At 70.5% G+C, this 24,387-nt stretch carries 25 protein-coding genes and 1 tRNA gene; 9 read left to right on the top strand and 17 right to left on the bottom strand.

Annotated elements, in window-relative coordinates; genetic code table 11:
- Nucleotides 1–101: 101 nt before the first annotated feature.
- A complete protein-coding gene (locus IEZ13_RS28550) occupies nucleotides 102–1,673 on the bottom strand; it encodes an MDR family MFS transporter (RefSeq protein WP_183224205.1) in 1,572 nt (523 codons plus the stop codon).
- Nucleotides 1,674–1,783: 110 nt separating this feature from the next.
- On the opposite strand from IEZ13_RS28550, the gene IEZ13_RS28545 reads away from it, so the two are divergent.
- Nucleotides 1,784–2,383, top strand: coding sequence for a TetR/AcrR family transcriptional regulator (locus IEZ13_RS28545; RefSeq protein ID WP_183224207.1), 600 nt, complete (start codon nucleotides 1,784–1,786; stop codon nucleotides 2,381–2,383).
- Nucleotides 2,384–2,388: 5 nt separating this feature from the next.
- Here the strand turns inward: IEZ13_RS28545 and IEZ13_RS28540 are convergent, their stop codons facing one another.
- Nucleotides 2,389–2,952 carry a TetR/AcrR family transcriptional regulator gene (locus IEZ13_RS28540; RefSeq protein WP_183224210.1) on the bottom strand — a complete coding sequence of 188 codons (564 nt, stop codon included), beginning with the start codon at nucleotides 2,950–2,952 and terminating at the stop codon, nucleotides 2,389–2,391.
- 58 nt (nucleotides 2,953–3,010) lie between these two features.
- Here IEZ13_RS28540 and IEZ13_RS28535 point away from each other — a divergent pair, with 58 nt between their 5' ends.
- Nucleotides 3,011–3,766 (top strand): dienelactone hydrolase family protein, encoded by a 756-nt coding sequence (locus tag IEZ13_RS28535; protein WP_183224212.1) that lies wholly within the window; start codon nucleotides 3,011–3,013, stop codon nucleotides 3,764–3,766.
- On the opposite strand, the gene IEZ13_RS28530 is transcribed toward IEZ13_RS28535, so the two are convergent.
- The 11 genes from IEZ13_RS28530 to IEZ13_RS28480 form a co-directional block, all read right to left on the bottom strand.
- Nucleotides 3,759–4,181, bottom strand: coding sequence for a VOC family protein (locus IEZ13_RS28530; RefSeq protein ID WP_183224215.1), 423 nt, complete (start codon nucleotides 4,179–4,181; stop codon nucleotides 3,759–3,761). The two genes, IEZ13_RS28535 and IEZ13_RS28530, sit on opposite strands and share 8 nt — an antisense overlap.
- Before the next feature lie 38 nt (nucleotides 4,182–4,219).
- Nucleotides 4,220–4,570 (bottom strand): hypothetical protein, encoded by a 351-nt coding sequence (locus tag IEZ13_RS28525; protein WP_183224217.1) that lies wholly within the window; start codon nucleotides 4,568–4,570, stop codon nucleotides 4,220–4,222.
- Nucleotides 4,571–4,575: 5 nt separating this feature from the next.
- On the bottom strand, nucleotides 4,576–5,739 hold the full coding sequence (wecB, locus tag IEZ13_RS28520; protein WP_183224219.1) for a non-hydrolyzing UDP-N-acetylglucosamine 2-epimerase: 1,164 nt from the start codon (nucleotides 5,737–5,739) through the stop codon (nucleotides 4,576–4,578).
- A gap of 290 nt (nucleotides 5,740–6,029) precedes the next feature.
- Nucleotides 6,030–6,803 (bottom strand): hypothetical protein, encoded by a 774-nt coding sequence (locus tag IEZ13_RS28515; RefSeq protein WP_183224221.1) that lies wholly within the window; start codon nucleotides 6,801–6,803, stop codon nucleotides 6,030–6,032.
- A 122-nt stretch (nucleotides 6,804–6,925) separates the two neighbouring features.
- Nucleotides 6,926–7,552 (bottom strand): GTP-binding protein, encoded by a 627-nt coding sequence (locus tag IEZ13_RS28510; protein WP_220147543.1) that lies wholly within the window; start codon nucleotides 7,550–7,552, stop codon nucleotides 6,926–6,928.
- Nucleotides 7,530–7,991: a DUF742 domain-containing protein gene (locus tag IEZ13_RS28505; protein WP_183224223.1), complete on the bottom strand. Its 462-nt coding sequence runs from the start codon at nucleotides 7,989–7,991 to the stop codon at nucleotides 7,530–7,532. The genes IEZ13_RS28510 and IEZ13_RS28505 overlap by 23 nt, the downstream gene beginning before the upstream one ends.
- Nucleotides 7,988–8,434 (bottom strand): roadblock/LC7 domain-containing protein, encoded by a 447-nt coding sequence (locus IEZ13_RS28500; protein WP_183224225.1) that lies wholly within the window; start codon nucleotides 8,432–8,434, stop codon nucleotides 7,988–7,990. Before IEZ13_RS28500 ends, IEZ13_RS28505 begins: the two co-directional genes overlap by 4 nt.
- Complete coding sequence (locus IEZ13_RS28495) at nucleotides 8,431–11,382, bottom strand: ATP-binding protein (RefSeq protein ID WP_183224227.1); 2,952 nt, start codon at nucleotides 11,380–11,382, stop codon at nucleotides 8,431–8,433. The genes IEZ13_RS28500 and IEZ13_RS28495 overlap by 4 nt, the downstream gene beginning before the upstream one ends.
- A complete protein-coding gene (locus tag IEZ13_RS28490; protein ID WP_229795131.1) occupies nucleotides 11,369–12,433 on the bottom strand; it encodes a hypothetical protein in 1,065 nt (354 codons plus the stop codon). Before IEZ13_RS28490 ends, IEZ13_RS28495 begins: the two co-directional genes overlap by 14 nt.
- A 514-nt stretch (nucleotides 12,434–12,947) precedes the next feature.
- Nucleotides 12,948–14,618: a DUF885 domain-containing protein gene (locus IEZ13_RS28485; protein WP_183224232.1), complete on the bottom strand. Its 1,671-nt coding sequence runs from the start codon at nucleotides 14,616–14,618 to the stop codon at nucleotides 12,948–12,950.
- A gap of 19 nt (nucleotides 14,619–14,637) precedes the next feature.
- Nucleotides 14,638–15,696: a PHP domain-containing protein gene (locus tag IEZ13_RS28480; RefSeq protein ID WP_183224234.1), complete on the bottom strand. Its 1,059-nt coding sequence runs from the start codon at nucleotides 15,694–15,696 to the stop codon at nucleotides 14,638–14,640.
- A gap of 104 nt (nucleotides 15,697–15,800) precedes the next feature.
- On the opposite strand from IEZ13_RS28480, the gene IEZ13_RS28475 reads away from it, so the two are divergent.
- The gene (locus IEZ13_RS28475; protein ID WP_183224236.1) at nucleotides 15,801–17,651 is read left to right on the top strand and encodes a M48 family metallopeptidase; all 1,851 of its coding nucleotides are present in this window, start codon (nucleotides 15,801–15,803) and stop codon (nucleotides 17,649–17,651) included.
- On the top strand, nucleotides 17,651–18,613 hold the full coding sequence (gene mtnA / locus IEZ13_RS28470) for an S-methyl-5-thioribose-1-phosphate isomerase (RefSeq protein ID WP_183224238.1): 963 nt from the start codon (nucleotides 17,651–17,653) through the stop codon (nucleotides 18,611–18,613). Before IEZ13_RS28475 ends, mtnA begins: the two co-directional genes overlap by 1 nt.
- On the opposite strand, the gene IEZ13_RS28465 is transcribed toward mtnA, so the two are convergent.
- From IEZ13_RS28465 to IEZ13_RS28455, 3 genes are read right to left on the bottom strand one after another with little or no spacing between them, the layout of a single operon-like run.
- Complete coding sequence (locus IEZ13_RS28465) at nucleotides 18,610–19,185, bottom strand: DinB family protein (protein WP_183224240.1); 576 nt, start codon at nucleotides 19,183–19,185, stop codon at nucleotides 18,610–18,612. The genes mtnA and IEZ13_RS28465 overlap by 4 nt on opposite strands.
- Before the next feature lie 35 nt (nucleotides 19,186–19,220).
- Entirely contained in the window at nucleotides 19,221–20,165 is a 945-nt protein-coding gene (locus IEZ13_RS28460) for a prephenate dehydrogenase (protein WP_183224242.1), read from the bottom strand.
- Between the two features lie 10 nt (nucleotides 20,166–20,175).
- Nucleotides 20,176–20,946, bottom strand: coding sequence for a M23 family metallopeptidase (locus IEZ13_RS28455; protein ID WP_372441885.1), 771 nt, complete (start codon nucleotides 20,944–20,946; stop codon nucleotides 20,176–20,178).
- Between the two features lie 89 nt (nucleotides 20,947–21,035).
- On the opposite strand from IEZ13_RS28455, the gene IEZ13_RS28450 reads away from it, so the two are divergent.
- From IEZ13_RS28450 to IEZ13_RS28440, 3 genes are all read left to right on the top strand, one after another.
- Nucleotides 21,036–21,437, top strand: coding sequence for a hypothetical protein (locus tag IEZ13_RS28450; protein WP_183224246.1), 402 nt, complete (start codon nucleotides 21,036–21,038; stop codon nucleotides 21,435–21,437).
- A gap of 360 nt (nucleotides 21,438–21,797) precedes the next feature.
- A complete protein-coding gene (locus tag IEZ13_RS28445) occupies nucleotides 21,798–22,301 on the top strand; it encodes a tRNA adenosine deaminase-associated protein (protein WP_183224248.1) in 504 nt (167 codons plus the stop codon).
- Nucleotides 22,302–22,327: 26 nt separating this feature from the next.
- Nucleotides 22,328–22,744, top strand: coding sequence for a nucleoside deaminase (locus IEZ13_RS28440; protein WP_229795156.1), 417 nt, complete (start codon nucleotides 22,328–22,330; stop codon nucleotides 22,742–22,744).
- 168 nt (nucleotides 22,745–22,912) lie between these two features.
- On the opposite strand, the gene deoD is transcribed toward IEZ13_RS28440, so the two are convergent.
- Nucleotides 22,913–23,620, bottom strand: a complete 708-nt coding sequence (gene deoD, locus IEZ13_RS28435; RefSeq protein ID WP_183224252.1) for a purine-nucleoside phosphorylase — start codon at nucleotides 23,618–23,620, stop codon at nucleotides 22,913–22,915.
- A gap of 115 nt (nucleotides 23,621–23,735) precedes the next feature.
- Between deoD and IEZ13_RS28430 the strand changes: the two genes are divergently transcribed.
- Together IEZ13_RS28430 and IEZ13_RS28425 are read left to right on the top strand one after the other, a co-directional pair.
- Nucleotides 23,736–23,825 (top strand) — tRNA-Ser (locus IEZ13_RS28430).
- Nucleotides 23,826–24,168: 343 nt separating this feature from the next.
- On the top strand, nucleotides 24,169–24,378 hold the full coding sequence (locus tag IEZ13_RS28425; RefSeq protein ID WP_183224254.1) for a hypothetical protein: 210 nt from the start codon (nucleotides 24,169–24,171) through the stop codon (nucleotides 24,376–24,378).
- Nucleotides 24,379–24,387: the final 9 nt, after the last annotated feature.

Below are 24,387 nucleotides of genomic sequence, written 5' to 3'. Positions count from 1 at the left end.
TCTGCCGACGTGAACCATCGGCCGGGGAACGCTACGACTGAGGAAACCCGAGATTAGCGCTGTGTGAGCGGATCATTCCAAGGAGTGCGGCGTGATCTGCCCTACTTCGTAGCAGCGGGGACCTTCGCCGGGGCGGTGACGTCGACCGTCGAGCGCAGCTTGGCCGGTTTCATGGCGACCGCGGCCACCACGCCGATCACCGCGATGCCCATGGAGATCAGGAAGATGTGCCCGGTGGCGTCCCCGTACGCGGACCGGACCACGTGCTGGATCGACTCCGGCAGGCTGCTCAGGTTGAGCGAGCTGGTGCCCGAGCCGCCGCCCGCCGGTACGCCCATCGCGGTGAGCTGCTCGTTGATCGAGTCGGTGACCCGCCGGGCGAGGACCGCGCCCAGGACCGAGACGCCGATCGTGCCGCCCAGTGACCGGAAGAACGCGACGGTCGAGCTGGCCGCGCCGATGTCCTTGAGCGAGACGGTGTTCTGCACGGCCAGGACCAGGTTCTGCATGGACATGCCGACACCGACGCCGACCAGGGCCATGGCCGAGCCGATGTACCAGAGCGGGGTCTCGTGGTCGAGCACGGAGAGCCCGGCGAACCCGATGACCAGGATGATCGTGCCGGCCACCACGTACGGCTTGATCTTGCCGCTCTTGGTCATGGCCTTGCCGGCGATGGTCGAGGACAGCATGATGCCGATCATCATCGGGATCATCAGCAGGCCGGCCTCGGTCGGGCTGTAGCCGCGGCCGATCTGGAAGTACTGGCCGAGGAAGACGGAGCCACCGAACATCGCCATGCCGACCGCCAGGCTGCCGAGGATGGCCAGGGCCGTGGTGCGCTGGCGGACGATCGGCAGCGGCACCACCGGCTCGGCGACGCGCGACTCGACCCGGGTGGCGATGCCGAGCAGGGCCAGGCCGCCACCGACCATGGCGAAGGTCTGCCAGGAGACCCAGCCGAACGAGCCGTCCACGAAGGACACCCAGATCAGGATGACGCTGACGCCGGCGGCGATCAGGGTGGCGCCCAGGTAGTCGACCTTCACGTTCTCCCGGCGGATGACCGGCAGGTGCAGGGTCTTCTGGAGGACCAGCAGGGCGATCACGGCGAACGGCGCGCCGATGAAGAAGCACCAGCGCCAGCCGAGCGCTTCGGTGTCCACGATCAGGCCGCCCAGCAGCGGGCCGCCGACGGTGGCGAGCGCCATCACGCCGCCCAGGTATCCGTTGTAGCGGCCGCGCTCCCGCGGCGGGATCATCGTGGCGATGGCGACCTGCACCAGCGCCTGCACGCCGCCCATGCCGATGCCCTGGAAGGCCCGGGCGGCGATCAGCTGCTCGGTGGTCTGGGTGAAGCCGGCCGCCAGCGAGCCGAGCACGAACAGCACGATGGAGAGCTGGACCAGCAGCTTCTTGCTGTAGAGGTCGGAGAGTTTGCCCCAGATCGGGGTGGTCGCCGTGGCGGTCAGCAGGGTCGCGGTGACCACCCAGGTGTACTGGGTCTGGCTGCCGTTCAGGTCGCCGATGATCTTCGGTAGGGCGGTGGAGACGATGGTGGAGCTGGCCATCGCGACGAAGAGCACGAGCAGGAGGCCGGACAGGGCTTCCATGATCTCGCGGTGCGTCATCGGGCTCTGCTGCTCCACCCGGTCCATGGTGGGTGCGCTCATCAGGCGGCGGGCCTCCTCGGAATGCTTGTGCAGTCAACTGTCGGCCCAAGGTTGCCTAGTGTGCAACTTTGCACGTTGGGAACTGAATCACACGCCGGTAGGCTCAGGTCATGAGTGAGGCGGGCCTACGGGAGCGCAAGAAGGAGGCCACCCGGCAGGCCCTGTACGAGGCGGCCCTGCGGCTGGCGCTGGAGCACGGGCCGGATCGGATCACGGTCGAGGCGATCGCCGACGAGGCGGGTGTCTCCCGGCGGACCTTCTCCAACTACTTCGCCAATAAGGAGGAAGCGCTCTTCTACGGTGATCAGCACCGCATGCGGAAGCTGGTGGGGCTGGTCCGGGCCCGTCCCGTGGACGAACCGCCGTGGGTCGCGCTGACCGCCGCCGCCGGCGAGTTCTACGGCGACCAGGGCGATCCCGACCCGGATTGGGTCGTTCGGAGCCGTCTGGTCCGCCGGCATCCGTCGCTGGCGGCCGCTCAGGTGCGGACCTTCGCCGGGCTGGAGCGCGAGCTGGCCGCCGAGGTCGCGGTCCGGATCAAGGACCCAGACCCTTCAGGGGTACGGGCGACGCTGCTCGCCGCCACCTTCCTGGCCGCCCTGCGCATCTCGATGAACGCGTGGCTGGAGAATCCCACGGCGAGGTCTTTCTGGGCGCTGGCCGGGGAGGCGCTGGCCGACGCGGGCCGGGGATTCGCCGTCCAGCGATAGGGTCCTCAGACCGGCCGTGTGCCGAGGCCGCCGATGACGAGGGTGAGTTGTCGCCGCCAGGCGTGCGGATCGGCCGAGTGCTGTGCCACCCCGGCGTTCGCCATCATCAGCAACCCCAGGTCGTCCCGGGTGAAGTCGGACCGCAGCCGGCCCGCCCGCTGGGCCCGGGTCAGCACGTCGACGGCCCGCCGCTGGGCGGCGACCCGCAGCGCGGCCAGCCGCTCGTCGTCGTCGAAGGCCGTGGTGACCAGCAGCTCGGCGAGCCCCCGGTCGGTGGCCTGCAACTCGCAGACCCGGGTCAGGTAGCCGACGAACGCCGCCCACGGGTCCGGATGCTCGAGCGCCTGCTCGGCCAGATGGACCGCGGCGGTCATGTGGCTCGCGAAGACCTCGGCGATCAGATGGCGGCGGCTCGGGAAGCGCCGGTAGAGGGTGGCGTTGCCGACGCCGGCCCGCCGGGCGATCTCGTCGAGCGACGCGTCTAGGCCCTGCTCGGCGAAGACCTCGCGCGCCGCGGCGAGCAGGGCTGCACGGTTACGGCGGGCGTCCGCACGCAGCCGGGTGGCCATGGGCCACAGGATACGGCGTGCGACGTGAATCACGGAGATCCGATGTTACGGTGCCGCTATGTCACCCAGTGAGATCCATGTCCCGGCTGCTGACGGCGTCGCCGAGGCGTATTTCGTGACGCCGGCCGGCCCCGGCCCGTACCCCGCGGTCCTGATGTTCATGGATGCCTTCGGCCTGCGGCCGCGGCTCATGGAGATGGCGCGGCGGATCGCCGCCCGGGGGTACGCGGTTCTCGTCCCCAACCTCTTCTACCGCGACGCGAGCGGTCCCCTGGTCACCCCGGAGGAGCTGACCGACGGCGCGAAGCGGGGCGCCGCGTTCGGTCGCCTGATGCCGATGATCCGTGCCCTCACACCGGAGCGGATCACCGCCGACGCCACCGCCTACCTGGACTTCCTCGCCGGGCAGGAGAAGGTGGCGGACGGTCCGGCCGGGCTGGTCGGCTACTGCATGGGCGGGCGCAACGCGCTGATCGTGACGGCGGCGCTGCCGGACCGGATCGCGGCGCTGGGCAGCTTCCACGCGGGCGGGGTGGTGACCGACGCGCCGGACAGTCCGCACACGGGTGTCGCCGCGATCACCGCCGAGGTCTACTTCGCGCACGCCGACGACGACGGCTCGATGAGGCCCGAGCAGATCAAGACGCTGGAGGCCGCCTTCGACGCGGCGGGCGTCACCTACACCTCGGAGCTGTACGAGGGCGCGCCGCACGGCTTCACCATGTCGGATACCTCGATGCACCACGAGGAGGGCGAACGGCGGCATTGGGAAGCGCTCTTCGCCCTGCTGGGCCGCACCCTGCCGGTCAGGTGACGCAGAACTCGTTGGACTCCGGGTCGGCCATCGTCAGCCACGAGTGCGGCCCCTGCCGGCCGGCCCAGAGGAAGGTGGCGCCGCGCTCGACCAGCCGGTCGCGGACCGCGTCCCGCTGGTCGGCGCCGACGAAGACGTCCAGGTGCACCCGGTTCTTCACGCTCTTGGCGGCGGCGTCGAACTGGAAGAGGACCCGCTGATCGGTCTCCGGGTGACGGATCGCCGCGCCGGCCCGCCACACGAGTTTCCCGCGGTGGTGGGTGGTCTCCTCGTCGGTGGCGAAGCCCTTGGCGACCATCTCCTTGATGAACGCCTCGTCCTGGGGCTCCACGTTCCAGCCCATGGTCTCGGCCCACCAGTCGGCGAGCGTGTGGGGTTCGGTGCAGTCCACGACGATCTGGAAGTCGTATGCCATGGACCGCACGCTACCCACGGAAGAGGACAGAAAACGGCCTAATTGGCGTACAGGCCGGGGAAGAAACGATCGATGGCGGTCACGTCGTACACATGCCGGACCTCGTTGATGCGTCGATCCTCGACGCCGAGGAACTCGACCAGCCGGGCCGTGCCGAACGGCGCCGCCAGGTCGTAGATCAGCGCGGACCCGTCCACCGCGTCGGTCCGGGCGACCACCGAGACACCGTCCGCGAAGGCGGCGATCCGGTGCAGGACCTGGAGCATCTCCTCGTCGTCGACCGGGGCGTCGAGATTCCACTCCGCCTCGACGTCCGGGGCGAGCAGCTTCCGCGCACCGGGCAGGTCGTCACTGGTCCACGAACGGATCCAGAAGTCCACTACGTCCATGTTCCTCAGCCGTTCAGGATCGCGTCGGCGATGTGCGGGGTGACGGGCATGGCCTCGGGGGCGGGTGCGAGACCCAGGAGGGCGGCGGTGGCCTGCGCGGTGCGCCGGGCGGCCAGACCATCACCGTACGGGTTCCCGCCGGCCGTCATGGCGTCGCGGCGGACCCGGCTGTTCAGCAGCGCGGACGCGTCCGACACGATCAGCGCGGTGTCCGGCCCGACCAGCTCGGCGCAGCCGGCGTACAGCGACTCGACCCGCTCGGTGACGTCGCGCAGCACCAGGGCCGGCACCCCGAACGACGGCGCCTCCGCCAGGAGGTCGCCCGAGTCGGTGAGCAGCAGGTAAGCCTCGGACAGCAGCCGGGACAGGTCCGGGTAGGACAGCGGGTCGGTGACCGTCACCCGCTCCACCCCGGCCAGCGCGGTGTCCACCTGGGACCGGGCCTCCGGGTCCGGGTGGCCCGGCAGGATCACGTCGATGTCCGGGTAGCGGTCGATCAGATCGCGGACCGCGGCGAGGATCCGGTCGTGGGGTTCCGCGGTCACCAGGATCAGGCGGTTGGTGCCGGCGACCCGGGCCGCGGCGACGTCCGGGTTCTCGAACGGCGGCTTCCGGCCGGCCACCGCGAGCGTCGCGTCCACCACGGTGTCGCCGGTGATCAGCACGTCGCGGGCCGGGATCCCCTCGTCCAGCAGGTTCATGGCGGCCAGCGGGGTGGGCGCCAGGTGCAGGGCGGCGACCTGGGCGGCCAGGCGCCGGTCGCCCTCCTCCGGGAACGGCGACCCCGGGTCACCGGAGCGCAGGCCGGCCCCCAGGTGGACGACCGGGATGCGGCGCCAGAACGCGGCCAGCGCGCCGGCCAGGCTGGTGGTGGTGTCGCCCTGCACGATCACGGCGGCGGGGGTGCGCACCGACCACAGCTCGTCCAGCTCGCGGATCATCGCGGTGAGCGCCTCGGCCCGGCCGTCGGCGGACGGTTCGGCCTGGAGCGTGATGTCCGGCTCGAGACCGAACGCGCCGAGCGCCTCGGTGACCATCGTGGCGTGCGGACCGGCGGCCAGCAGGACCGGCTCGAGCAGGCCGGCTTCACGCATGGCGAGAGCGACCGGGGCGAGCCGGACGGCCTCGGGATGGGTGCCGCCGACCAGGTGGGCTTCACGACGAGACATGCGGAGCCTCTTCTCGAGGGGATCTCAGGCGGGGATCTCCTCCGCAATGATCACTGTCTGTGCGTCAGCCGAGGTAGTAGGACCGTATGTCGCTACCGAGCGTGACTCAAGGGCGGTGAGCGGAACGGAGGAGAAGATCGGCCAAACAGGCGAACTCAGACATCTCAGACCGTGCTGATCACCGGAAACCGGGCGTTCCCGACAGGCGGGAAGAGTGATCAAGTGACTTCGGAGAGTAATGCTGCGGCTCGCGTGAGGTCGGCTCGCCACGAGCAGTGGAACTGCCGCGGTCAGTCGAGGAGGCTCGGGTTGTCGCGGAGCATGGCGGCCAGACGGCGGGCCGCCAGCTCCGTCTCCTCCGGACGCTCTACCTGTAGCGGGATCGGCTCGGGCAGCGGCTCCGGGAAACCCGGCTGTGGCTCGGGGTGCGACGGCTCCGGGTAGGCGTGTGCGGCCGGCGCGGGCGCGTACGAATGCGGGGTCGCCTGGGATGGCACCTGCGGAGGCGGCGTCGGAGCGAAGGGATGCGGCGTGGTGTTGCCCAGGTCGGCGTAGCCGGCCGGATCGTGGCCGAAAGCGTGCTCGTGGCGGTTGCTGACGAAGGGCTGCTCGGCCGTGGTCGGCTCGTCGTAGGCCACGTGCTCGGCGTAGGCGGCCGGCTCCTGGTAGACGGGCTCCGGGTACTCGAAGTCGGTGGGGCCGAAGCGGTCCTGGTCGTCGCGGCTGGCCCGGGGGACGGGCGCCGGCTCCTCGGCCGGCTCCTCGACGTCGATCTCGAAATCGGCGTGCCGCGGGGCCGGGTCGGTGGCCCGGGCCGCGACCCGATTGTCGGCGTTCACCTGGACCGTGCCGTCGGCGAACGAGAATTGGAGCAGCACCGGGTCGCCCGCGCCCTCGACGCCGACCGTGACGCCCAACTGGGGATTCCGGGCCACCACGGCCGCGATCGCCTCGACCAGCTCGGTCACCGCCGGCGGGGTGCCGTTGGCCTCGCCGGCGGCGCGGCGCCTCAGCTCATCCCGCCGGGCGAGCTTGTCGAGCGCGTCGTCCAGTCCGCCTCGCACTTCACCGTCCTCTTTCGCTGCGCGGTCGCCCGGTTTCCACTCTGCTCCTCGACGGGCCGGTTTGGGAACCGTCCCGTCCTGGGATCGCTGCGGAATCCGTGACCGGGCAACCGGTCACAACCCTATGACTTCATCCGGATCGCCTTGTCGAGTGCCTGGTCCAGCACAACGAGAAGGGCATCCCGCACGGATGCGCGGAACCGTGCGTCAAAGGATATGACCGGCACGTCCTCGCGAACCGCGAGGGCCCACCGAACCTCGTCGATGCTGTAGGACATCTGCCCGTTGAAGGTGTTGATGCCGACAACGAACGGGAGGCCCTGGCGCTCGAAGTAGTCGACTGCCGGATAACAGTCGTCTATTCGGTTGGTATCTACCACAACCAGTGCGCCAAGGGCACCCCGGACCAGGTCGTCCCACATGAAGGCGAACCGGGTCTGGCCGGGCGTGCCGAAGATGTAGAGCTTGAGCGTCTGGTCGATGGTGAGGACGCCGAAGTCCATCGCGACCGTGGTGCCGGTCTTCATGGTCGCCTGACCGGGGTCGTCGATGCCGACGGACTCCGAGGTCATCTCGGCCTCGGTGGTGAGCGGCGAGATCTCGGAGATGGCGCCGACGGTGGTCGTCTTGCCGACCCCGAAGCCGCCGGCCACGATGATCTTGACCGGAACCGGCGCCTTCTTGGGCTCCGGCGCGCCGGGTATGCGCGCGGTACCGACGACGCGGTTAGCTGATGGATCGAAGTCCACGGATCACTCGCATGATGGTCTCGGGGTCAGGTGTGTCGTTGTCCAGCACGTGGACGTCGAGCTGGCCGGTGGCACGCAGGTCGCCGACCAGGATTCGGGTCACGCCCAGGTGCAGGTGGAGTCGTGCGGAGATCTCGGCTACCGAGATCGGGCTGTCCTCGCAGAGAGCCACGATCGCCCTGGTTTCCGGAGAGAGCCGGGACGCCGGCGCACCCGGCACCAGCGTCACCTGAGTCTCCATACCGATGTCGGGATCGCCTCCATCGGTCCGCCCGGACGTGATGACGAACGGGCGCAGCGTATTGGTCGATGCCTCGACCGGCGGGTGCTCCCCGGTGGGGGTGTAGCCGCCGGTCGAGTGCTGGGTACCGGATTGCAGGAAGGGCCGGACTCCGGGTCGCGCCGGAGGTACCGGGTCGTCGGAATCCGGCGGGGTCACTGCTGGACTGCGTTCTTCAGCTCGGCGATGAGACGCGGGCTCAGGGCGCCACCGGCACGGGTCGCGAAGAGCGTCATCTCGTACGCCAGGGTGCCGAGGTTCGCGGACCGGTCGGCGATGACGCCCAGCACCGAGCCGGCGCTGATCGCGGTCACCAGCAGGTACCCGTCGGCCATGTCGATGATGACCCGGTTCAGGGCGCCCAGCCTGTACCAGCTCGCCGCACCACCGGCGAGGCTGGTGAGCCCGGAGACCACGGCCGCGAGGCGCTCGGCGTTGGGCCGGTCCTTGATCGCGGACATGGCCATCAGGAGGCCGTCCGAGGAGACCGCGATGGCCTCGATCACGCCCGCGGTGCCGGAGGTGAACGAGTCCAGCAGCCAGTTGAAGGTTTTGGCTTCGGCGCTGAGCTGACTTGACGCGGTGGAGTAGGGGGAAGTCATCGCGGTTGTCCCTCGTGTTGTGGCTGACTTTCATTCAGTGCGAGTGCGACCCCGTACTCGAACTGATCCATCAGGGCTCGGGCGGCCTCGGGGTCGAGCGTGGCCGGGGCCGGCGGGGTGATCGGTCGGTGCATCTCGTCACGCGGCAGGCTGGCGCCCGGCACGCGACGGCTCAGCGGTGCGCCGCCGTTGGACGACGGCGGGGCCGGCGGAGCGACCGGCGCGGGGGGCGGTTCCCAGGCGGCGGGAGCGGGTTCCTCCCAGGCCGGGGCGGGGGTGTCCCACACCGGAGCGCTGAGGTCGGGAGCCGGCATCGAGACGCTGGTGTCGCTGATGTCGCCGTGGGCCCGGCTGACACCGGCTTCGAAGGCGTCGAACATGGCCCGGGCGGCCAGCGCGTCGTCCTGTGTGGTGGGTACGGCCATCCGCTGCACGGTGGTGTCCTCCGCCGCCGGGAGCTGGCTGCCGGGAACCCGGCGGCGCAGCGGGGGGGCGGTGCCCTCGCGGTGCGCCGACGGAGCGGCGACCGGCTCCGGGGTGTACGGCGCGGGGCTGACCGGGGCGGGGCTGACCGGCGCCGGGATGGCGGCGGCCGGGGCCCAGGCGGTCTCCTGCGGCATCGGGGTGTGCCAGCCACCCTGCCCGGCGGGCAGTTCCGGCCGCGAGTTCGGGACGCGGCCGGCCACCGGGGTGCCCATGTCGTAGGCGGGCGCCGGCTCCTGGTACGCCGGGCGCGGCGAGTACACCGGCTCGGCGTCGTAGACCGGCTGGTCCGCGTACGGGTCAGCGGCCGGGGCCGATTCGAGGGCGGGCGCGGACACCGGACCGAACGCGTTCCAGGACCGGCCGGCCTCGACGATCTCGGTGGCCCGGCCCAGCACCACCGGGTCGAACGGCTGCTGGCTGCCCGGCACCGAACGGACCGCGCCGCTGGCGATCGCGACCTCGGTGGTGTTGCCCCGCAGGGCGGGCGAGTAGGCGGGCGCGGCCGCGACCGGCTCGGGGGCCCGGATCTGCGGCGGCACCGGTGCGGCCGGGAAGGCCGACGGGAAGCTCGGCGCCGCGATCGGGGTGAGGTTCTCCACCCGGGTGACCAGGTGCGACGGGTTCAGGTCGATCCAGGCGGTCAGACCGCCGTCCGGGGTGTCGGTGAGGGTCACCTCGATGCCGTGCCGGCGGGCGAGCCGGCCGACCACGAAGAGACCGAGCACCTCGGTGGGGGCCAGGTCGAGACGCTCACGGCGGGTCAGTCGCGCGTTCTCCTCGGCCAGACGCTCGGGCGCGAGGCCCAGGCCGTGGTCGATGATCGCGAGGCGGACGCCGCCGCGCAGCTCGTCGGCGGTGACCGTGACGTTGGTGTGCGGCGGGGAGAACGAGGTGGAGTTCTCCAGCAGCTCGGCCAGGAGCAGCGTCAGGTCGGCCAGGATGGCCGGGACCACGACGATGTCCTCGGGGATGTCCACCTCGACACGGGTGTAGTCCTCGATCTCACCGAGGGCGAGACGGACCACGTCGGAGAGGGCCAGCGGGGCCATGTGCTCGTTCGCGCCGGCGCCACCGGAGAGCACGACCAGCGCGGACGCGTTCCGGCGCAGACGGCTGGACATGTGGTCCAGGCGGTACAGCTCGCGGAGCCGGTCGCTGTCGGTCTCCTTGCGCTCCAGGGAGTCGATCAGGCTTAGCTGACGGCCGACCAGGTTCTGGGTACGACGGCCGACGTGGCCGAACATCTGGGCGACGTTACGGCGACCGAGAACCTGGCGCTCCACCAGCCGGGCGGCGGTGGTCTGTACGCGGTCGAACGCGCGGGCCAGGTCACCGATCTCGTCCTGGGCCTCGACGTCGACCGGGTCGAGTCGAATCGGCCGGACCTGGGCCTCGGCCTCGTCGTCGGCCACGCGCTCCAGCTCGGACTCGGCGGCGCGGGCGATCCGGTCGGCCGAGACGGTCAGACGGCGCAGCGGCCGGGCGACCGCGCGGGCCATGATGATCGACAGTGTGGCGACCAGGATCAGCAGCAGGAAGGTGCCGCCACCGAGGAGCACCGACTGGCGGATGGCGCTTTCCCGGTTGTCGGTCGCCGTGGTGTCCACGTCCTGGGCCACGCGCTTCTCGACAAAACTACCCAGAACGACCACCGTCTGGAGGGACGGGAAGACCGTCCTGATGTTCAGTTTCTGCAGCGCCCCCGTCGGGTTCGTCTGAAGGCCCTTGACGAAGGTGGCGCCCATACGGGCGGCGAACGCCTGCTGGTTGGCGAGGTAGAGCTTGTACTGCGGGTCGGTGAAGTAGATCCGCGACGAGCGGATGATCGATTCGACCTGGGCAAAGGTCGCGTTGAACTGGCTCAGCAGGAACGCGGCGTCCCGCGGGTTGCTGCTGGCCGCGACCGCCGCCGAGGCCATCCAGCAGGCCGCTTGGTTGATCAGGTCGTCCGAGCGCATGGAGCGGTCCAGCGCGAAGATCTGTCGGCCGAGGCCGGTGGTCAGGTCAGCCTTGCCGGACAGGCCCAGACCGTCGATCAGCGGGTCGACCGCGCCGGTGAAATCCGCGACGACCTGGGAGACGTCGATCGCTTGGTTCAGCACGTTCTGTCGAGTGCTGGTGAGTCGGGTGGCGGCAGCGACGGCACGGCGTAGGGCCACCGGGGCGTCATCATCGGCGAGCCCGGCCACCGCGTCGGCGGCCTCCGCGCTCTGCACCACCAGGGTCGTGCGGTCGATCAGACCGAGTAGATAGCCGACCGAGAGCAGGCGCTCTTCCTGGATCTCGATAAGCGCCGAACTGACCTGGGTGGCCCGCTGGATGGTGTCCGAGATATCACCGGCGACGCGAGCCGCGTCGACGCGTTCGTAGATGACCGGAACACTCAGGCCGAGGACGCCGACCAGCGGTACGAGGATCAGCAGGGCGAGTTTGCCCAGGATGCGGAACTTACCGAAGAGCACCGGAACGCTCCCGCCCAGTAGCACTGCCGCCGTAGCCGGGGGCCTGGTCGTACGGGCTGACCGCGGACGGCCCTGGGCCGTCGCTGTCGGCACGCACCGAGAGGTCCCGGCTGCTGTCGAGGGAGTCGCGGACCTGGGCGGCCCGGCTCCGGGTCCAGAAGGCGGCGACCACCAGCAGCGCGATGGAGACGCCGAGCAGCGCCCACGCCTCGATCTGACGGATCTGGAGGTCGTCGTCGCGCTCCTCGAGCAGCGTCGACAGCTCCTTGAGGGTCACCGTGGTCAGCGCGTTCAGCGCGGTCGACAGCGTGCTCTGCGCGGTCACCAGGGTCGACACGTTCGGGTCGCCACCGTAGTTGGTGCCACGGTTGGCGGACTCGACGCCACGACGGAACGAGTCGAGGTTGCTCACCAGGTTGCCGGCGAGCGTGGAGCTCTCGGTGTCCTCGGCGGCGGCCTGGAGGTGGTCGGTCAGCTTTTCGACGCTCTCCTCGACGGCCTCGACGGCGACGCCGAGCTGCACCTGGAGGACGGCCCGCTGCCGCTGCTGGGCGGCGGCCAGCATGTTGGCCGAGTCGCTCATCCGGCTCACGTTGGTGACGGCCTCGGGCATGTCCACCGTGATGGTCTCCTGGAGGAACCAGATGTCGGACTGCTGGTCCATGTTGAGCTTGGAGTTCTCGCGGACCTCGCTGTACAGCTCGAGGGCCAGCTCGCCGACCTCGACGTGGGAGTCGTAGACGGTCTGCGCGCTGCCGGCGATGCCGGGCAGGCGGCCGATCTTCTCCTTCAGGCCGGCCCAGCGGCTGGAGGTGTCCAGCTCCTCGCCGAGACGCGCGTCCGCCTCCTGCACCCGGGCGACGGCGGCGGTCAGCGACTGAGGCTCGGTGGAGACCCCCTGCAGAGCCTGTGACTGCGACTCGGCGAGGGCGCTGACCAGCGGCGCCAGGGTCGCGAGGTACTCGACACCGTGTTGCTTGAGCTGCGTCTCGTCCCGCTGAGTGTTGATCTCGTCCAGGACACGCAGGAACAGGGCTGCGGTCGGCAGCACGACGAGAACCGTCAGCACCACCGCGAGGGCGGAGCGTAAACGCGTTCGCCGGCTGTTCACCGAGACTGACATTGCTTTAGTCCTCCGCCATGCACACGCGATGGGCCGATGGGGGGCTACGGAGAGTAGCCATGCGGGCGCACCGATCCGGGTCAATCTATCCGAGAAATCCTCAGAAAACCCCTTTCCAAGGGTCAGAGTTCGCTCGGCTGATCGGGGGATACGCGGCGCTGCCGACTTGGTTGTACGAACGCCCGGGATGAGGCCGGATCGAGAAAGGCCCAGTCCACGCTGCTTCCGGAACAAGTGCGGAGCGCCGCGGGAGATCGTATCCGCACCTCAGGCGGGACGTGAATATGAGTTCTACTTCGGATTTGTTACATCTGGGTAGCGACGCATTCACGGATCGTGGCTGAACGATCGCTCAGCGGAGGATTTGTGCGCAGAGTAATGGATCAAATACGTAACGACGGGTCCCTCCGTCCCGTTTTCGGCACGGAGGGACCCGAATGACTCAAATCCTGGCCAGTGCCTTACGGAGCGGGTCGAGCCCCAGCGAACCGAGGTCGAGCGCGTCCCGGTGGAACCTCTTGAGGTCGAAATCACTGCCTTTGCGGCGCTTCGCCTCGTCGCGGGCCTCGAACCAGATCCGCTCGCCGACCTTGTACGAAGGCGCCTGCCCCGGCCACCCCAGATAGCGCTTCCACTCGAACCGGAGGACCTCCTCCGGCATCCGGGTGTGCGCCCGCAGGAACTCCCAGCCGAGTTCCGGCGTCCATCGTTCGCCCGGGTGGAAGCCGAACGGGTTGTCCCGCGGGATCGTCAGCTCCAGATGCATGCCGATGTCGACGATCACCCGGGCCGCACGCAGCGCCTGGCCGTCGAGCATGCCGAGCCGGTCGCCCGGATCGGTGAGGTAGCCCAGCTCGTCCATCAGCCGCTCGGCGTACAGGGCCCAGCCCTCGCCGTGGCCGGAGCACCAGCAGAGCAGCCGCTGGTACCGGTTGAGTCGGTCGGCGCGCAGCAGCGTCTGGCTGACCTGGAGGTGATGGCCGGGCACACCCTCGTGGTAGACGGTGGTGACCTCGCGCCAGGTGGAGAAGACCTCCTGGCCCTCCGGCACCGCCCACCACATCCGGCCGGGCCGGGAGAAGTCCTCGCTCGGGCCGGTGTAGTAGATGCCGCCGTCGCTGGTCGGCGTGAGGCAGCACTCCAGCTTCTGGGCGGGACCCTCGATGTCGAAGTGGACACCGTTCAGCTCGGTGATCGCCCGGTCGGAGAGGGCCTGCATCCAGTCCCGGAAGGCCTCCTTGCCGCGGATGTTGCGGGCCGGGTCGGCGTCGAGCACGGCGACCGCCTCGTCCACCGTCGCCCCGGCGCCGGCAATCGCCGCCGACACGGCGCGCATCTCCCGCTCCAGCCGGTCCAGCTCGGCGAAACCCCACTGGTACGTCTCCAGCTGGTCCACCTTGGCGCCGAGGAAGTACTGCGAGGCCAGCGCGTACCGCTCGGGGCCGGCCGCCTCCTTCTCCCGGCCGCGCGGGGCCAGCTCGTCGCGGAGGAAGTCACCGAAGGAGGCGGTCGCCGCGGTCGCCGCCGCCGCGCCCTGCTCCAGCTCCTTGGCGAGCGCGCCGGACGCGCCCAGCCGCCGGGCCAGCCCGTGGAAGAAGTCGTCACGGGCCGGATCGGTCCACGCCTCGCACTGCTCGGCCACCGCCAGCAGCTGCGCCCGGGCACTGACCCGGCCGTCGCCGGCGCCCTCGAGCAGGGTCCGGCGGTACTGCTCCAGGGCGTACGGGAAGGCGTTGAGCCGGGCCGTGATGTCGGCGACCGCCTGCTCGCCCTCGGTGGGCATCACGTCGAGGACCATCCGCAGCTCGTGCAGCGAGCTGGTGATGACGCTGATGTCGGTGCTCACATAGCCCGCGTCGTGCTGCGCCAGTTGCAGGCCCAGCCGCTCCAGCATGGCGTCCTTGGCGACCTGCTCGGATTCGTGCTCCGGCTCGGTCACGTCGAGATCGTTGATGGTCCGGCGGAGCAGCTCGGCCTGGGCCTCGAAGCCCTCCGGGGAGAGGTCGTCGGTCTTGTCCTCGTAACCGGTTATGCCGGTGGCGGTGGCGCCGGTCGGGTTGAGCGCGGCCCATTCGTCGACGTATCGGTTCGCGAGTTCGTCAATTCGTCCCACGCGCCGACCCTACGGGATCTCAACCGTGTGATCCGGTCCACTCCAGCAGGCGTTCGGCCGTCCAGGTGTTCACCACCCGGTCGGCCGGCACCCCGCACAGCGCGGCCCGCCCACAGCCGAAGTCCAGCCAGTCCAACTGGCCGGGGGCGTGCGCGTCGGTGTCGATGCTGAACACGCAACCCGCCTCCACCGCGACGGTGAGCATCCGCTTCGGCGGGTCGAGCCGGTCCGGCCGGGAGTTGATCTCAATGGCCTTGCCGTGGTCGAGGCATGCGGCCAGCACCTTCTCCAGGTCGAAGTCGCTGGGCGGCCGGGTCCGGGCCCGGCGGTGCGCGGCGTCGCCCTCACCGGCGGCCGACACCTTGCGCCCGGTCATGTGCCCGAGGACGTCGAGATGCGGGTTGCCGATCGCGGTCACCATCCGCCGCGTCATCCGGGACGCGTCGTCGCGCAGCTTGCTGTGCACCGAGCCGACCACCACGTCGAGCCGGGCCAGCAACTCCTCCTCCTGGTCCAGGCTCCCGTCCTCGAGGATGTCCACCTCGATGCCGGTGAGGATGCGGAACCCGTCGGGCAGCGCCTCGTTCAGCATCGCCACGTGATCGAGCTGGCGCCGCAACCGGTCGGCGGTCAGCCCCCGGGCCACGGTGAGCCGCGGCGAGTGGTCGGTCAGCACGAAGTACTCGTGGCCGAGGTCGGCGGCGGCCAGCGCCATCTCCTCGATCGGTGAGCCGCCGTCCGACCAGTCCGAGTGCACGTGGCAGTCACCGCGCAGCGCGGCCCGCAGCGCGGCGGCCGCGGCCGGTATCTCGGTGCCCTCGGCGGCGGTCAGCCGGCGCAGGTAGACCGGCTCCTCCCCGGCCAGGGACTCGGCCACGCAGCGCGCGGTCACGTCGCCGATGCCGGGCAGCTTCGCCAGGGTGCCCGCCTCGACCCGGGCGGCCAGCTCGTCCGGCGGGGTTTTGGACACGGTCGCGGCCGCCGACCGGAAGGCGCGCACCCGGTACGTCGCCTCGTTCGCCCGCTCCAGCAGGAACGCGATGCGCCGCAGATCGGCGACCGGATCACGAGAAGCCATAACCGCAGCCTAGGACCTTCTAAGGATCTTGCCCGGCGCATATCGAGGTCGGTATCTTCCGACGGCCGCCCGGACGGGCGCACCACGGGGAGGGAACCACCGCCATGTCCACTACGCTGCGCGCCGCCGTCTCGGTCGCGATGCTCGTCGGCTTCTACGTGCTGGGCCTGCTCCAGCTGGCCCTGGTCGGCTGGCTGCTCTACGAGATCTGGACGCACATGCACGGCGCCGGAGCGGCCAAGCTCAGCTGGCTGCTGCTCGCGGCGGTCGGCGCGGTCGTCGCCGGTCTGTGGCGGGCGATCCGGGCCAAGCCGGACGAGCCGACCGGCATGCTGATCACCCCGGAGCAGGCGCCCGAGCTGTGGGCGACGGTCCGCGAGCTGGCCGTCGCGGCCGGCACCCGGGCCCCCGACGAGATCCGCCTCGAGCCGATGGTCAACGCGGCGGTCAGCGAGGACGCCCGGATGCTCGGTCTACTCGGCGGCACCCGCCGTCTCTACCTGGGCATGCCGCTGTTGCAGACCTTCACCGTCGACCAGCTGCGCGCGGTCCTCGGGCACGAGCTCGGCCACTACTCCGGCTCGCACACCCGGCTCGGCGCCATCGCGTACCGGGGCCGGCTCGCCATGTACGAGACGCTCAGCCGGGTCGGCCGGTACAACGTGTTCGGCTGGGTCTTCAAGGGCTACGGCCGGCTCTACCGCCTGGTCAGCAACGCGGTCGGCCGCCGGCAGGAGTTCGAGGCCGACGAGGTGGCGGTCCGGGTGGCCGGCGCCGACGCCGCCGTCGGCGTGATGCGCGAGCTGCCGGTGGCCACCTTCGCGTGGAACTTCTACTTCGGACAGTACGTCGCCCAGGGCGTGGAGCTGGGCTACGCGCCGGACGACATCTTCGGCGGCTTCGGGCGGATGCACGCGGCCCGTACCGACGCCCTGGCCGGGCTGCGCGACATCGAGCCGGACGACGAGACCTCGGTGTGGGACACCCACCCGGCCCTCGGCGAGCGGATCACCGCGATCCGGGCCCTGCCCCCGGTCCAGCACGCCGCCGACCAGCGCCCGGCCACGGTCCTGCTGCCGAACGTCGACGAGCTCGGCCGGGCCCTCCAGGCCGAGGCCTTCGACTTCGGCGACCGGCCGGTGCTGCCCTGGGCCGAGTTCACCGCCGCCTCGATCACCGCGGCCCGGCAGCGCGGCGCCGACCGGATCTTCCGGTCCACGGCCCGGCTGCTCGGCGTCCCGGAGGCCGGCCTGGCCGAGATCCTCGACCTGGCCGCCGACGGCAAGCTGGGCAAACTGGCCGCCGAGTTCTTCCCGGACGCCACCCGCAAGGAGGCCGCCCTCGCCTTCGCCGACCCGATGGACGACCTGATCACGCTCGCCGCGGTACGCTCCGGAGTGGTCGGCTACCAGCACTCCTGGTCCGGCCCGGCGCAGCTGGTCGGCCGGGACGGGCAGCCGGCCGACTTCACCGAGATCGCCAAGCTGGCGGTCGTGCCGGAGAGCGTGGCGGAGGCCCGCGCCCGGCTCGGCGCGCTCGGCGTCCAGATCGAGGCGGCCCGGGTCGTCGAGTCCCGCGCCACGGCCGGCGGCTCGGACGTGATCGGGGCGATGGCCAACGTCCGCGTGAACGACCAGGAGACCGACCTGATCATGCTGGACCGTGGTTTCGTCCTCGTGCCCGCGCCCAAGGGCACCGACGACGGTGAGAAGCGGCTCAAGGAGATGCTGTCCAAGAACGACCCGGCGACGCTGGCCCAGATCTACCGCTACCTGCCGTACGAGGAGATCACCGGCGCCCGGGTGCTCAAGCCGGTGCCGATCAGTGCCGAGGTGGACCTGCACGACGGCTCCACGGTCCGGATCAAGGCCCGGTGGACCGGCGAGGAGCTGGGCAAGAGCCAGGACACCCTGGAGAAGATCCTGAACCGGCTCAACGAGCGGGCCGAGCGCTGATGCGGACCATCGACTGGGTCAACGGCGCCGTCGAGATCATCGACCAGACCGCGCTGCCGAACGAGGAGCGGGTGCTGCGGCTGCACACCGTGGGCGAGCTGATCGCGGCGATCCAGTCGCTGGCGGTCCGGGGCGCTCCGGCGCTCGGGGTGGCCGGGGCCTTCGGGGTGGCGCTGGCGGCCCGCGTTCACGAGGACGACCCGGCGGCGCTGTCGGTGGCCGTACAGAAGATAGAGAGCGCACGCCCGACGGCGGTGAACCTGGCCCGCGGAGCCCGTCGTGCCGCCGCGCTGATCCCGCACGGGCCGGAGGCCGTGCTGGCCGAGGCCTGCCGGGTCCGCGACGAGGAGATCGAGGCGTCGGCGGCCATGGCGCGGCTCGGCGCCGACCTGGTCGCCGAGCTGTGCGGGAACCGGCCCCGGCTGCTCACCCACTGCAACACCGGCGGGCTGGCCGCGGTGACCATCGGCACCGCCCTCGGCGTGGTCGGTGAGCTGCACCAGCGTGGCCGGCTCGCCGGGGTGATCGCCAGCGAGACGCGGCCACTGTTGCAGGGCGCCCGGCTCACCTCCTGGGAGCTGACCCGGTGGGGCATCGAGCACCGGGTGGCGGTCGACTCGGCCGGGCCGTTCCTGATGGCCCGCGGCGAGGTGGACGCGGTGATCCTCGGCGCGGACCGGATCTGTGCCAACGGCGACGTGATCAACAAGATCGGGACGTACGCGCACGCGCTCGGCGCGCGGCGGGCCGGGATCCCGTTCCTGGTGGTGGCGCCCGAGTCCACGGTCGACATGTGCACACCCTCCGGCGCGCAGGTGGAGATCGAGGACCGGGGTTCGGCCGAGGTCACCGCCTGGGGCGAGGCGGTGAACCCGGCCTTCGACATCACCCCGTACGACCTGGTCACGGCGATCGTCACGGACCGCCGCGTGATCCGCGTCGACCGGGGTGAGAAGCCCTAGGCTTCCGCCTTCTTCCAGGGCTTCATCCACGGCGACTCCGGCCAGCCCTCGGCGGCCGCCATCAGCGGGTACGCGGTGGCGCCGTCGACGGTCTGCCGGATCACGTCGGCGTGCCCGGTGTGCCGTGCGGTCTCCTGGATGAGGTGCAGCAGCACCCAGCGCAGCGACCAGGCGTCGTACTCCTTGGGGTTCCACGGCACCGAGTGGTCGATCGGCACCGGGTGGTCGAGGTCGGCGATGTCCCGGACCGTCTTCTCGGTCGCCTCGGCCACCCGGTCGTAGTACGCGAACAGCTCCTCGACGCTCTCCCCGTCGGCCATCGTGAAGTTGCGCTCGTAGGCCTGGTAGTCCACCGGGCCGTGCTCGCCGCGCACGGTGGCCATCCAGCCCTCCTCGGTGGCGGCGCAGTGCCGGATCAGCCCGCCGACGCTGAGCTCGCTGGCGCTCGGCACGGCCCGCAGCTGCTCCGGGGTGAGCCCGTAGGCGGTCAGCCGGATCACGTAACGCATCTGGGCGAGGTAGGCGAGCAGACCGTCCTGCTCATCGGTGACGGGGCGAACCTGACCGGGCATCGGAACTCCTTAGCGGTGGGGCGTCACCCATTACGTTAGGAGAGAAAGAGGTCAGTTTCCGGCCGCATTCCGGCAAGCTCGGTGTCGTTCACCGACGTCACCCATCCGCCCGCCCGGCCCAGCTCCAGAAGCGCCTCGACATCGGCCGGCACCTTCTCCGGAGTGCCCGGCGCCGGCGGCCACGCGCCCCGCGCGTGCGAGGCGAGGGACAGGTAGGGCACCAGCGCCGAGGTCGGGTCGCCGGCCGCGAGGTGCTCCTCCAGCCGCTGGAGATCACCGATCAGCCGGTGCAGCTCCCGCCGCACGGCACTCCCGTTGCCGCCGCACATCGCCGCGGTCAGTTCCGGGCGGGTCGCGGCCACCCGGGTGCCGTCCCGGAACGAGCCGGCCGCCAGCGTCCCGGCCAGCGGGTTCCCCAGCAGCTGCTGCGCCAGCACGGCCGCGAACAGATGCGGCACATGACTGATCTGGGCCACCGCGGTGTCGTGCTCGGTCGCGGTCACCGGCACCACCTGCGCGCCCATCGAGGTGAACAGCCCGGCCAGTGACAGCCAGTCGGCCAGATCGGTGCCGTGCGGCTCCAGGCAGAGCACCCACGCGCATCCCGCGAACAGGCCCGCCTCCGACGCCGCGAACCCCGAGGTCTCCTTGCCGGCCATCGGATGCCCGCCGACGAACCGGAAACCCGTCATCAGGTCCCTCACGGGACCCTTCACCGAGGTCACGTCGGTCACCAGGCCGTCGTGACCTTTCATCTCGGCGATCACTTCGGGCAACACCGTCAGGGGTACGGCCAGAGCGGTCAGTTCCGTGCCCCGGATGGCCTCGGGAACCGTGCCGGCGACCCGGAACCCGGCCGCGCGAGCCGCCTCCCGGGTAGCCGGGTCGGCGTCGTAGCCCACCACGTCGTGCCCGGCCGCGGCCAGCGCCCGCAGCAGGGAACCACCGATCAGCCCGAGTCCGATCACCGCTGTGCTCACGACGCAGAGCCTAGGCTTTGCAGTTGTTCTTGCGCTTCCAGGTGGCGACCGACGCGACCGGGCTCTTCTGGCCGTCCTTGCGCCACGACGCCAGGTAGGTGTAGGGCCAGACGACGCCGCGCCGCACCTCCCAGTCGCCGGTCTTCGCGCACGGCGGCGAGATGCCGTAGTGCAGGTGGCAGACGTCGTTGGCGTTGCCGGTCTTGCCGGTCATACCGAGCAGCTGCCCCGCCTTCACCCGCACGCCGGCCCGGATGCCGGACTGGACCTTACTGAGATGCGAGCCGTAGTAGCGCACCCCGTCGTCGCCCAGGATCGACACCGACAGCCCACCGTTGGCCGGGCCGTCCGGCTTCCCCTCGACGTAGGTGTCGGTGAGGCTCACCTCCAGCACCCGTCCGCTCGTGGTGGCGACGAACCGGGAGCCGCAGTTCACGAAGATGTCGGTCGCCGGGTACTTCGAGTGGGTGTCGTGCCAGTCGACGTTCGACGCGTCGACGGGGAAGACGTACTTCACGTCGACCGGGGCCGTCGCGCTCGCCGACGGCTTCACCGACGGTGGCGCGCTGGGCGCGGTGCTGGGGCCGGGAGCGGCGCCGGCCGGGGCCGACGGGGCCGCCGCCGGATCGGCCGAGGACGCCTGTGCGGCCGGGTCGACGAACTGCGGGGTCGAGGCCGGCGTGGCCGACCCATTGGTGGACCCGCAGCCGGCCAGGCAGACCGCCGCGATCGTCAAACCAGAGAGGGTACGGAGTAAACGCACCGCGACATCCTGGCAGATGAGCGGAAATCGTGCAGACCGCGTACCGGTGGATGGGTTGGCTAGGCTTCATCGGGAGCGTGGCTTGATCGGGAGGAGGCGGGCGACAGATGGCGGACCGGCGAGGTTCCTGGCCCGCGGCCCTGCCGCCACCACCGGGCTACCTCCCGCCGCGGAACGCTCCGCAACCGTCCCCGCAGTTCGCCGCGATGCCGCCGCGGCCCACCTACCGGGAGCCCCATCCGGTCACCGCCGCCCCGTTCCTCACCGGGCTGGCCGCCACCACGGCCTGGTTCGTGCTGTTCGGCAGTCTCGGGAGCAGTCTGGCGTCGTACGCGTGGTGGACCATCGGCGCGGCGCTCGCCGCCTGGGCGGTGGCCCTGTTGCTGGCCGTTCTCGGCGACCGTGGCGTGGCCGTCGGCGTGGCCGTCGCGAGTGGTCTGGCGCTGTCGATCGCGCTGCTCTTCGTCACGCTCCGATGGGTGGCCACCTACGACTGGCCGCTCTGGTGAGACGACCACCACACGTGCCCTCTCGGTAGCCCTGAGCAGTGGTTCTGCCGATGTGGCCATCGACCCTTGACGAACGTCGTACGGCTCGGCACTCTCGGCTTCATGGCCCCCTCGCCAGAACGGCTCGACCCCGATCGCTGCCGTAGACGTCTCGAACTACTGGCGGCTCTCGCCCAGGCGAAGTCGTCCCGTGAGTCGATGCCTTCGCAACGCCTTCGTGGCGTGCGGCTCCGCGAGTTGATCGCCACGCGACGTCGCCTGGTGAACTGACTTCGAGCCCGTCAAGGCGTGGCGCGATGCGCCCGCCGTCCTACCCGCTACCGTCAGGCGCTGAGAGTTTAGAGTCGCGTTGGGGGAATCGTGTCGATTTTCGCTGCCGCTGTCGCCCGTTCCAAGAGCGGATGGACGGCGTCGGAGCTGGACCTTTCAGGCCTGGCCGACATCGACGAGGTGGTGGACGCGCTCCGGGATACCGAGCCGGACGCCGACCTCGCGGTGTTGTTCGTCGAGAGCGACGACGAGTACCTCGCCATCCTGCGCCTGGACGAGGGTGAGGACCTGCGGGTCTTCGGGTCCGATTCGGCCTTCGCCGAGGAGTCGCGGATCGGATCGGTGCTGCTCGGTGAGGTGGAGACGCCGGCCCTCGGGCTGGACGACCTGGGTTCGGGTGACGAGGACGACAAGCCGGCCGAGCCGGACGCCGACCCGGTCGGTGACGCCGAGCTGCTCGGCGATCTCGGGGTGAGCGCGCAGCGCCTGCTCGCCCTGTGCGGGATGGAGGGGATGCTGCCCTCCGACGTCACCGCCGAGATCTGCCAGCGGATCGGGTGCGGGGACGAGATGGAGGAGCTGCGCGAGGCGTGATACGCCGCAGGCAGCACGAGGAGTGGATGCGGCGCGCGCTCGCCGTCGCGTCCACCTCGCCCGACGACGTACCGGTCGGGGCGGTCATCCTCGGCCCGGACGGCGCCGAGCTGGCGTCCGCCGGCAACGAGCGGGAGCTCACCGGTGATCCCACCGGGCACGCCGAGATCCTCGCCATCCGCCGGGCCGCCGCCCGGCTGGGCGAGTGGCGGCTCGAGGGCTGCACCCTGGTGGTCACCCTGGAGCCGTGCACCATGTGCGCCGGCGCGCTGGTCCTGGCCCGGATCTCCACGCTGGTCTTCGGCGCCTGGGAGCCCAAGACCGGGGCGGTCGGCTCACTCTGGGACGTGGTCCGCGACAGTCGCCTCAACCACCGCCCCGAGGTCTACGGCGGCGTCCTGGAACCCGAGTGCGCGCGGCTCATGCGCGACTTCTTCCGCTGACCAGCACACCCACTCTCACTGGGACGGCGGTGCACTCGGCACCCCCGCAAAACGCCGCCGGTGTCGAGGCAAGTGATCTGCCGACGCCAGCGGGGTTTGCTGGCGGCGGGAGATCACCTGCCTCGACACCGGTTACAAGGCGTTTTGCCGCGGAGCGAAGCGGAGCAATCAAGCAATAGCTGTCGCGAGGCCGATTCTCACCATGTTGCTGAAGCCCTGCTCGCGCTGGGCGGAGTCCATCGCCTCGCCGCGCTTGATGTGGTCGCTGACGGTGAGGATCGTCAGCGCCTTGGCGCCGTAGCGGGCGGCGATCGTGTAGATCGCGGCCGACTCCATCTCGACCGCGAGCACGCCGTAGTCGGCGAGGGCGTCGTACAGGTCGGGGCGGTCGGTGTAGAAGGCGTCGGCGGCCAGGATCGGGCCCACCCGGATCGGCACGCCCTGCGCCTCGGCCACGTCGACCGCGGTGCGCAGCAGACCGAAGTCGGCGACCGGCGCGTAGTCGATCAGACCGTCGAATCGGGCCCGGTTCATGTTGGAGTCGGTGGCCGAGCCGATCGCCGCGACCACGTCACCCAGGTTGAGGTCCATGGCGAGGGCGCCGCAGGAGCCGATCCGGATGACCGACTTCACGCCGTACTCGTTGATCAGCTCGTGGGTGTAGATCGAGGCCGACGGCATGCCCATGCCGGAACCCTGCACCGAGACCCGCACACCCTGCCAGGTGCCGGTGAAGCCGAGCATCCCCCGGACCTGGGTGTAGCAGACCGGGTCCTCCAGGAAGGTCTCGGCGATCCACTTCGCCCGCATCGGGTCGCCGGGCAGCAGCACCCGTTCGGCGATGTCTCCGGGCTTGCCACCGATGTGCACGCTCATGCGATTTCTCCGTTTTCCGTGTCGATAGCGACGATCTTGCCAGGTCAGCCGGGTCGCGGCGGGTAATGGGTGACCCGGCGGCAAGCGCCTTCCGGCGTCGGGTAACGTACTTCCCGGTGGTGTGTCCGAGTGGCCTAAGGAGCACGCCTCGAAAGCGTGTGAGGGTTTACGCCCTCCGCGGGTTCAAATCCCGCCGCCACCGCCACGAGAGAGCCCGGTCCGATGGACCGGGCTCTCTGTCTTTTGGACCGCGTTCCTGTTACGCTCCGTCGCCGGTTCCGGGGTCGGCCGAGTGCGGGAGTGACGGCTCATCCGTTCGGTTGTTCTCCATGATCAGCCCGCATGTTGTAACGGCCATGTTTCTTCGCAGTTCAGGGCATGGGATCACGTTCTGTAGCCGACCATGCGCGGCCCTAATACATAGGGTGTTGCGCAAGTCACGCTGGCAAAATATACCGGATCAGACAATGTGGTTCCGACCTGGCGGCGAGAAGAATTCACAGAATCACTCGACCCAGGTTCGTCGATGTCTGTCCTAGATTTGACACGTGAGAGTTGAGCATCACTGGTGGAATGGCGACGTCCGGCTCGCGCGCCGGGACGTCTACGTCCGCACCGACGGCGCGCTCTGGGAGGTCGAGGCCCAGATGGGCGGCCCCGAGGGCAAGTCGAAGGTGCAGCAGTGTCCCGGCAAGGCGTCAGCGATGATCCTGGCCGACGCGTGGCGTGGTCCACGCTGGCGGTGGCGCGAGCTCTAGGAGCTGTGC

The organism is Actinoplanes campanulatus (assembly GCF_014647795.1).
Classification (GTDB): domain Bacteria; phylum Actinomycetota; class Actinomycetes; order Mycobacteriales; family Micromonosporaceae; genus Actinoplanes; species Actinoplanes campanulatus.
Note: the sequence above shows the minus strand (reverse complement) of the source record. Positions and strands in the feature narration are given on the sequence as shown.

Excerpts from the sequence above, each read along its gene's own strand:
- IEZ13_RS28550 (WP_183224205.1), bottom strand. The coding sequence starts at position 1,673 with ATGAGCGCACCCACCATGGACCGGGTGGAGCAGCAGAGCCCGATGACG.
- IEZ13_RS28545 (WP_183224207.1), top strand. The coding sequence starts at position 1,784 with ATGAGTGAGGCGGGCCTACGGGAGCGCAAGAAGGAGGCCACCCGGCAG.
- IEZ13_RS28540 (WP_183224210.1), bottom strand. The coding sequence starts at position 2,952 with ATGGCCACCCGGCTGCGTGCGGACGCCCGCCGTAACCGTGCAGCCCTG.
- IEZ13_RS28535 (WP_183224212.1), top strand. The coding sequence starts at position 3,011 with ATGTCACCCAGTGAGATCCATGTCCCGGCTGCTGACGGCGTCGCCGAG.
- IEZ13_RS28530 (WP_183224215.1), bottom strand. The coding sequence starts at position 4,181 with ATGGCATACGACTTCCAGATCGTCGTGGACTGCACCGAACCCCACACG.
- IEZ13_RS28525 (WP_183224217.1), bottom strand. The coding sequence starts at position 4,570 with ATGGACGTAGTGGACTTCTGGATCCGTTCGTGGACCAGTGACGACCTG.
- wecB (WP_183224219.1), bottom strand. The coding sequence starts at position 5,739 with ATGTCTCGTCGTGAAGCCCACCTGGTCGGCGGCACCCATCCCGAGGCC.
- IEZ13_RS28500 (WP_183224225.1), bottom strand. The coding sequence starts at position 8,434 with ATGACTTCCCCCTACTCCACCGCGTCAAGTCAGCTCAGCGCCGAAGCC.
- IEZ13_RS28480 (WP_183224234.1), bottom strand. The coding sequence starts at position 15,696 with ATGGCTTCTCGTGATCCGGTCGCCGATCTGCGGCGCATCGCGTTCCTG.
- IEZ13_RS28475 (WP_183224236.1), top strand. The coding sequence starts at position 15,801 with ATGTCCACTACGCTGCGCGCCGCCGTCTCGGTCGCGATGCTCGTCGGC.
- mtnA (WP_183224238.1), top strand. The coding sequence starts at position 17,651 with ATGCGGACCATCGACTGGGTCAACGGCGCCGTCGAGATCATCGACCAG.
- IEZ13_RS28465 (WP_183224240.1), bottom strand. The coding sequence starts at position 19,185 with ATGCCCGGTCAGGTTCGCCCCGTCACCGATGAGCAGGACGGTCTGCTC.
- IEZ13_RS28450 (WP_183224246.1), top strand. The coding sequence starts at position 21,036 with ATGGCGGACCGGCGAGGTTCCTGGCCCGCGGCCCTGCCGCCACCACCG.
- IEZ13_RS28440 (WP_229795156.1), top strand. The coding sequence starts at position 22,328 with ATGCGGCGCGCGCTCGCCGTCGCGTCCACCTCGCCCGACGACGTACCG.
- deoD (WP_183224252.1), bottom strand. The coding sequence starts at position 23,620 with ATGAGCGTGCACATCGGTGGCAAGCCCGGAGACATCGCCGAACGGGTG.